The organism is Streptomyces sp. NPDC001407, from assembly GCF_042895325.1.
In the GTDB taxonomy this organism is placed as follows: Bacteria; Actinomycetota; Actinomycetes; order Streptomycetales; family Streptomycetaceae; genus Streptomyces.
In genome coordinates this window covers 256,317-263,516 of sequence record NZ_JBIAWF010000008.1, presented here as the reverse complement: position 1 = coordinate 263,516, position 7,200 = coordinate 256,317, and the positions used below count along the sequence as shown (strand labels likewise).

The window sequence follows — 7,200 nt, the reverse complement described above, 5'->3', positions numbered from 1 at the left end:
CCCGGGGGGGGGGGGGGTGGGGGGGGGGGGGGGGGCGGGTTTGGGGGGGGGGGGGGGGTGGCCCACCCCCCCGCGGCGGGGGGGGGGGGGGGGGGGGCCCCCCCCCTCAGCCACCCAGCCAACCCCCCACCGCCACCCCCACCCACGCCGCCCCCAACCCGCACAACACACTCGCCCCCACATTCGCCACCGCGAAGACCGAAGCCCCCTCCTCCGACAGCCGCAGCGTCTCGTAGGAGAACGTGGAGTACGTCGTGAGCGCCCCGCACAGCCCCGTGCCCAGCAACAGCCACAGGCGGTCGGGGACCGCCGCGCCCGTCAGGACGCCGAGGACCGTGCAGCCCACGACGTTGACGGTGAACGTGCCCCAGGGGAAGAGCGAGTCGTGGCGGGACTGCACGGCGCGGTCCGTGAGATAGCGCAGGGGGGCGCCGACCATGGCGCCGGCGACGACGAGCAGCCAGTTCATCCGGCGGCCCCGCCGCGGGCCGGGCGGTGCACGACCTCCACCTCGTCGAGCAACACCAGCCCCTCGCCGACCAGTTCGTCCAGGGCGGGCACGAAGGCCCGTACGCGCTCCTCGGAGTCGACGATCACCACGGACACCGGCAGGTCCTCGCTCAGGGACAGCAGCCGTGACGTGTGGACGACCGAGGACGCGCCGAAGCCCTCGATGCCGCGGAAGACGCTCGCGCCCGCCAGCCCCGCCGCGTGGGCGCGGTGCACGATCTCGGAGTACAGCGGCCGGTGGTGCCAGGTGTCGGACTCGCTGATGACGACCGTCAGCCGCAGCGCGTTGCCGTGGAGGGTCATCGCGCCCTCCGGCGCAGGAACAGCCGGGTGAGGTTCGCCGCCGCCCACACCGCCGCCATCGCGGCGAGCAGGGTGCCCGCGAGGTAGGCGAGGGCGGTCGCCGTGCGGCCGTCGCCCACCAGGCGCCGGATGTCCACCGCGTACGTGGAGAACGTGGTGAAACCGCCCAGTACGCCCGTGCCGAGGAAGGGCCGCAGCAGCCGGTGCGGTGAGGTGAGGTCGGCGATCACCACGAGCAGCACGCCGATCAGGGCGCAGCCGACGACGTTGATCAGGAACGTGGTCCAGGGGAACGCGCCCTGCGCGGCCGGCCACAGCAGCCCCGCGCCGTAGCGGAGGGCCGCTCCGGCGCCACCGCCCAGCGACACCGCGCAGACGACCGGCCACTGCCCGCGCGCGGCCGGGCGCCCGGGGGGCGGGGCGGTCACCGGGGGAGAGTCCGCGACGGCTCGTGACGAGCCCATGATCAGCCTCCTACTCGCAGAGTGCCGGCAAGTAGGGACCGTTGGCGGCGCCTGTGCCGCGGTTCGGGTACGGCGGGCCCCACCGCCGCGCGGCGGCCGCGGCCGCCACCGGGAATCAGGCTACCGCCACCGCCCCGGCGCCGCTCAGGCGTCGGGCACCGGCCGCCCGGTCACCGCGGCGAGGTAGGCGTCGGCGCGGTCGGCGTCCAGCAGCCAGTCCTGGAAACCGGCCGGGTCGGCGTAGCCGTTGGCGTAGCGGCGGGCCACCTCCGGGTACTCCCGGGCCGCGGCCAGCACCCGGCGCACGTGCGGGGGCGGAGGCGTCAGCAGCAGATTGGTGAGCGTCACCGCGTGCCGGGCGTGCTCCCAGAAGGCGGCGAACGTCCGCAGCATCCACGTCCGGTCGAAGGGCTTGTCGCCGTGGTCGAGGACCGCCCGGAGGTAGCTGTCGGCGCAGCGGGCCGCGGAGTTGGCGCCCTGGCCGGTCAGCGGATCGTTGACGACGACCGCGTCGGCCATGCCGAGGACGTGACGGCCGTCGGCGATCCGCGCCACCGGGTGCCGGACCACCGGGGTGACGGCACCGACGAGGGCGGCGCCCGCGTCCGTCGGCTCGGCGGCCGCGCACAGCTCGTACTCCCAGGGAATGTGGTCCCGCAGCAGCCCGAGCGTCCGCTCGACCACGGCGTCCGGGCCTGGCCGGTCCTGCCAGCGGTCGAAGGGCCCGCCGGGCACGGCCTCCCACAGCAGCATCCCGCACGGCCCGCCCGCCGCCGTGCCCTCCATGGCGAAGAACTCCCCGACGCCCTCCACCGGACTGCACCGCAGCTGCGGCCAGGCGGCGTCAGGACCGGTCCGCATGCCGTGCACGTAGACGGCGGCCAGCATCCGCTGGGGGCGGTCGTACGGGCTGTGCCGCTCGTCCCGGCCGAAGAGCTCCGACAGCGGTCCGCGGCCGCTCGCGACGACCGTCAGGTCGTGCGCCCCGGCGATCCGCTCCAACTGCTCCGGCTCCACCGTGCCGTACTCGACCCGGCCGCCCCGCTCCTCGAACAGCTCCAGCCAGCGCGCCGTCTTCACGCGCTGGTCGACGCACTGCGCGGGCTCGTCGAACGGCGCGGTGAGGTCGCTGTCCGCGGTGGTGATGCGCAGCGAGCCCAGCCGCGGGGTCTGTGCCTCCCACAGGTGCAGGCCCGCGGCGCGCTCCAGGGCGAGGGCGGGACCGTACATCAGCTGCGTGGACATGACCGGGCCGGAGCGGACCCCGTCGGCGGTCCGGGCCGCGTAGACGGTCACCTCGTAGCCCCGGTCGGGAACCAGTCCGAGGGCCAGGTGCAGTCCTCCCTGGCCCGCGCCGACAATCGCGATCCTGCGCATCGTCGCCTCCCGCTCGCCCGTCCCGGGCTCCCGTTTGTAGCGGCGGCCGGGGCGCGCTGTACAGACGGCCTGCCGGAAACCGACGCCCGCCCGGTGACCCCTGCCGGTCCGGGCACCGTCGCGCAACAGCCCAATATGAGCCATGCGCGCAGACCCTCATTCGGCCGCCAGGCCACGCGCTCCCCGCCTCCGGAGCCCCGAATTCCGCGGCGGGCGCCGAGCGCGTGGCTCGATCCGGTATGGCAGGAAACCACCGCTTCCGGCGCGCTGGGCTGGGAAGCCTTCTGGCCGGTCAGGCTCCGCCGGCGCGGCGGAGCACCCGCCGGCCCGGCCGGTCGCAGGCCGGAGCCGATCCAGGGAGGCACACGATGACAGCGCAACCAAGGTTGCCGCGCTCGCCGGCGCCCCAGGAGGTGGCCCCCCAACTCCAGCGTGCGGGCATGCTGGACCGCGTGGAGGAGCGCCTGCGCGGCCTCCTCAACGACGAACACCGGCGCTGGCGCACCGCCGACACCCGGGGCGCCGGGCTGATCGAGTCCCTCGCCGAGCTCGTCGCGGTGGGCATCGACCGGGTCCGCCCGGTCATCCTGCTCACCGGCTACCTCGCGGCGGGCGGCGACCCCGAGGGGCCCGAGTCCGCGGAGGCGGTCGACGCCGCGGCCGCCCTCGAACTCCTCGACACCTGCACCCTCATCCGCAGCGACGTCCGCGACAACGCCGCTCTGCGCCGTGGCATCCCCACCCTCCATGTCAGCCGCGCCGCCGAGCACGAGCGCAACGGCTGGGCGGGCGACGCCGGGCGCTTCGGCGAGTCCACCGCGAACCTCGCGGGCGATCTCTCCCTCACCCTCGCCGACCGGCTCGCGGCCCGGCTGCCCGTCGCCGCCTGGCGGCTCTGGGACGAACTGCGCCTGGAGCGGGTGGTCGGCACCTATGCCCACGAGGCGATGGCCGCCGAGTATCTCGACGACCCGTGGCCGGGGCGGTGCATATCGGGATGCGACCGGGGCTGCACGGCCGGCTGGTACGCCGTACGGCACCCGCTGCGCCTGGGCTGCGCCCTCGCCGGCCGCCCCGACCTCGACATCACCTTCGACGCCTACGCCCGGGCCCTGCACGCCGCGTGGCGGCTGCGCGGCTTCCTCGACGGCGGCCCGGAGTACGACTGGGACGCCGAGCTGCTGCGGGAGATCCTCCTGGAGCGCGAGGAGCGCGGCATCGCCGAGCGCCACATCCGCGAACTGGTCGAACGGGCCACCCGCATCGCCACCTCCTCGCGGCTGGCGACGGGCTGGTCCGAGGAGCTCACGGCCTTCGCCGTGCGGATGGCCGCGGAGCAGGGCTGAGGCCGGGGGCCGGTGGCGGGCATCGGGCGCCACCGGCCCTGTGGGGGACACCGGATCGGCCGTCCGGTCCAATGCCGTAAATGGGCGGTTGTGGCAGGTGAAGTACCGAGTCACCCGTCCGCTCCATGTACGAAACCTTTGTGACTATCAGGCGTTGAGCCACACCCCGGCTGTCACCGGTCGGGTGCCTCCCAGAACGACTGAGCAAAGGTGTCTCCGCATGTCTCGAATCGCCAAAACCGTCGTACTGACCGCCACCGTCGGCGCCGCGCTCGCGGGCTTCACCGGAGGGGCCGTCGCCGACTCCGGGGCCCGCGGTGTCGCCGCCGGCTCGCCGGGCATCGTGTCGGGCAACGTCATCCAGGTGCCGCTGCACGTCCCGATCAACCTGTGCGGCAACAGCATCGACATCATCGGCCTGCTGAACGCGGCGTCCGGCAACACCTGCATCAACAAGTCGTGACCCCGACCCACGCGGCCTGACCGGGGCACCCGTCCCGGACCGTGCGTGGCGCCCCTGGCCCGTCCCGGGCGCCACGCCGGCCGCGGCCCTCCGCGGCCGGCGAAGCCGCCCCCGGCCGGAAGCCGTCCATCGGAGCGATCTTCCCGATAGCGTGGGCGGATCGCGACTCCGGGGAGGGCAGACGTGGATCCGTTCACGACGGCGGCAGTGCTTTCAGCCGTGAACACGGCGACGTCGGGCGCGCTGTCGGGCGCCGCGTCGGAAGTGGGGCGGCGCACCACGGAACGCCTCGCCGCACTCGCCCGCCGCGTCCGCGGCCGGGGCACCGACGACGCCCGGCCGCCGACCGTCCCCACCGACGCGGCCGCCCGCCGCGACCTCGCCGAACGGCTCTTCGAACAGGCCCGTCGCGAACCGGCCTTCGCCCGCGACCTCCTCGCCTGGCTCCGCGAGACCGACCTGCTCCGCGACACCACCGGGCCCGCCTGCCCCGCCGCGGCCCGCCCCCGGATGCTCCCGCCCGGCACCGCCGCCTTCACCGACCGCGAGCCCGTACGGCAGGCCATCGCCGCCCTCCTCGACGACCCCGGCGCCGACGCCGCGGGTGCCCCGCGCATCGTCGTGCTCACCGGCCCCGGCGGCGTCGGGAAGACCGCCACCGCCGTGCACTTCGCCCGCGCCTTCGCGGACCGCTTCCCCGACGGCCAGCTCCACGCCGACCTCCGCGGCGCCTCCCCGGCCACCGCCGTCACCCCCTCGGCGACCCTCGTACGCTTCCTGCACCGCCTCGGCGTGCCCGCCGACCGGGTGCCCGCCACCGAGCAGGAACAGACCGACCTCTACCGCGACCGCACCGCGGACCGCAGGCTCGTCGTCCTCCTCGACAACGCCCACTCGGCCGCCCAGGTCGCCCCGCTGCTCACCGCCGCGCCCGGCTCGCTGACCCTCGTCACCAGCCGGCACGGGCTGCCCGAGCTCGTACGCGACCACGGCGCGCGCGTCCTGCGCCTCGGCCCGCTGGCGGGGGACGACGCGGTGCTGCTGCTCACCCGGATCGCCGGCTTGGAGCCGGCCGGCGCGCAGCGCGCGCACGCCGAGGCGGTGGCGGCGCGCTGCGGGGGCATGCCGCTGGCGCTGTGCGAGACGGGCGCGCTCGCGGCCGGGAGGGAGGAGGTCGACTGGGAGCGCCTGGAACGCGAGTTCGCCTCCCTCGGCCCCGGACCGGCCGCCCCGGCCCCCGCCGACCCCACCCGCCTCGCCACCGACGTCGCCTACCGCGCCCTCGCCCCGGCGGCCGCCCGCCTCTACCGGCTCCTCGGGCTGTGCCCCTGGCCCACGATCCCCGTCGGCGCGGCGGCCGCGGCCGCGGACATCACACCCGCCGAGGCCCGCGCCCTGCTCGCGGAACTCGCCGGCGCCCGCCTCCTGGAGCCGGCCGGCGACGAGCGCTACCGCTTCCACGACGTCGTACGCCGCCACGCCGAGCTGCGGGCCCACGAGGAGGACGGCCGCGCGGCGGCCGGGGACGCCGTCGAGCGCGTGATCACCTGGTACCTGGACATGGCGGTGGCCGCCGACTACCGCGTCATACCCGGCCGTTGGCACCTCGGGCCCGCTTACGACAGGCTGCCGCGGCCCGCCGCGTCATCCGCCGCCGCCCGCGCCGCCCTGGCGGAGCTCACCCGCGAGCGCGAGAACCTCGCCGAGGCCGTACGGGCCGCGGAGGAGTACGGATTCGACGCGCTCACCTGGCAGTTGTGCGAGGCGATGTGGGCACTGCACCTGCGCCTCGGCTTCCACGAGCAGTGGGTGGCCACCCATGTGAGGGGCGTGGCCGCCGCCCGGCGTCGCGCCACGGACGAACCCCGGGCCGAGGGGCGGATGCGCTCCCAGCTCGCCTTCGCCTACATGGGCCTCGACCGCCTCGCCGACGCCGAACGCGAACTGACGGCAGCCGCGGCCGCCGACCGCGCCGCCGGGCACCACCGGGGCCACGCCAGCGCCGTGGAGTCCCTGGGCCTGCTCTGCCTGCGGCAGTGGCGGTACGAGGACGCCGAGCAGCGCTTTCGCCAGGCGCGCACCATCTGGGACGAGGTCGGCCCGGACGACGACGGCGCGGAGGACGCCCCGCGCGCCCTTGCCCTCCTCGAACACCACCTAGGCCGCGCCCTCACCGGCCAGTCCCGCTTCCCCGAAGCCATCGGCCAACTCCGCCACGCGCTCACCCGCTTCCACGCCCTGGAGCCGCGTGACTCCTACAACGAGGGGCGCGTGCGGATGAGTCTGGGCGAGTCGCTTCTCGCCGGGGGCGATGTGGCGGGGGCGCGGGAGTTCTTGGACGATTCCATCGCGGTGATGGAGGGGGAGGGGGCGACGCTTCAGCTCGCGGATGCGCTGGAGTTGCGGGCGGGTTGTGGTGATGCGGCCGCTTTTCTGGGGCGGGCGCGGGAGTTGTACGAGGCGCTGGGCGATGCGGCGGGGGTGACGCGGGTGGAGGTGCGGCTTCGGGGTGCGGGGTAGTTCTTGTTCCCCCGCCGGTGCCTGCGGCGCTTTGTTCAAATCAGCCCGTCCGGCGTTTGAGGACAACGCGGCGAAGCCGTGTTGCGGGGTCTGGGGCGCAGCCCCGGTTTCGGGAAGGGGCGGGGTAGGGGAACAAAGCCCGCCGCAGGCGCCAACCGGCCCGCAGTCGGGGGTCCGGGGCACGCAGCCCAGGTCTCGGGAAGGGGCGGGGCTGGGG

Annotated in this window: 7 protein-coding genes; 3 read left to right on the top strand and 4 right to left on the bottom strand. The window is 75.6% G+C overall.

Going from position 1 to position 7,200, the window contains the following annotated elements; genetic code table 11:
- Nucleotides 1-106 precede the first annotated feature (106 nt).
- From crcB (ACFY1P_RS14690) to ACFY1P_RS14675, 4 genes are all read right to left on the bottom strand, one after another.
- Nucleotides 107-469 (bottom strand): fluoride efflux transporter CrcB, encoded by a 363-nt coding sequence (gene crcB / locus ACFY1P_RS14690; protein ID WP_361533629.1) that lies wholly within the window; start codon nt 467-469, stop codon nt 107-109.
- Nucleotides 466-813 (bottom strand): DUF190 domain-containing protein, encoded by a 348-nt coding sequence (locus ACFY1P_RS14685; protein ID WP_361533626.1) that lies wholly within the window; start codon nt 811-813, stop codon nt 466-468. The genes crcB (ACFY1P_RS14690) and ACFY1P_RS14685 overlap by 4 nt, the downstream gene beginning before the upstream one ends.
- Nucleotides 810-1,277, bottom strand: a complete 468-nt coding sequence (gene crcB / locus ACFY1P_RS14680; RefSeq protein ID WP_361533623.1) for a fluoride efflux transporter CrcB — start codon at nt 1,275-1,277, stop codon at nt 810-812. Before crcB (ACFY1P_RS14680) ends, ACFY1P_RS14685 begins: the two co-directional genes overlap by 4 nt.
- A gap of 144 nt (nt 1,278-1,421) precedes the next feature.
- Nucleotides 1,422-2,798, bottom strand: a complete 1,377-nt coding sequence (locus ACFY1P_RS14675; protein ID WP_361533620.1) for a styrene monooxygenase/indole monooxygenase family protein — start codon at nt 2,796-2,798, stop codon at nt 1,422-1,424.
- Nucleotides 2,799-3,022: 224 nt separating this feature from the next.
- Between ACFY1P_RS14675 and ACFY1P_RS14670 the strand changes: the two genes are divergently transcribed.
- From ACFY1P_RS14670 to ACFY1P_RS14660, 3 genes are all read left to right on the top strand, one after another.
- Entirely contained in the window at nt 3,023-4,000 is a 978-nt protein-coding gene (locus ACFY1P_RS14670) for a polyprenyl synthetase family protein (protein ID WP_390750790.1), read from the top strand.
- 220 nt (nt 4,001-4,220) lie between these two features.
- Nucleotides 4,221-4,463: a chaplin gene (locus tag ACFY1P_RS14665; protein WP_361533614.1), complete on the top strand. Its 243-nt coding sequence runs from the start codon at nt 4,221-4,223 to the stop codon at nt 4,461-4,463.
- A gap of 219 nt (nt 4,464-4,682) precedes the next feature.
- On the top strand, nt 4,683-6,983 hold the full coding sequence (locus ACFY1P_RS14660; protein ID WP_390750789.1) for an NB-ARC domain-containing protein: 2,301 nt from the start codon (nt 4,683-4,685) through the stop codon (nt 6,981-6,983).
- Nucleotides 6,984-7,200 lie beyond the last annotated feature (217 nt).

Coding starts and splice junctions, on each gene's coding strand:
- ACFY1P_RS14670 (WP_390750790.1), top strand. CDS start 3,023: ATGACAGCGCAACCAAGGTTGCCGCGCTCGCCGGCGCCCCAGGAGGTG.
- crcB (WP_361533629.1), bottom strand. CDS start 469: ATGAACTGGCTGCTCGTCGTCGCCGGCGCCATGGTCGGCGCCCCCCTG.
- ACFY1P_RS14665 (WP_361533614.1), top strand. CDS start 4,221: ATGTCTCGAATCGCCAAAACCGTCGTACTGACCGCCACCGTCGGCGCC.
- crcB (WP_361533623.1), bottom strand. CDS start 1,277: ATGGGCTCGTCACGAGCCGTCGCGGACTCTCCCCCGGTGACCGCCCCG.
- ACFY1P_RS14675 (WP_361533620.1), bottom strand. CDS start 2,798: ATGGCTCATATTGGGCTGTTGCGCGACGGTGCCCGGACCGGCAGGGGT.
- ACFY1P_RS14685 (WP_361533626.1), bottom strand. CDS start 813: ATGACCCTCCACGGCAACGCGCTGCGGCTGACGGTCGTCATCAGCGAG.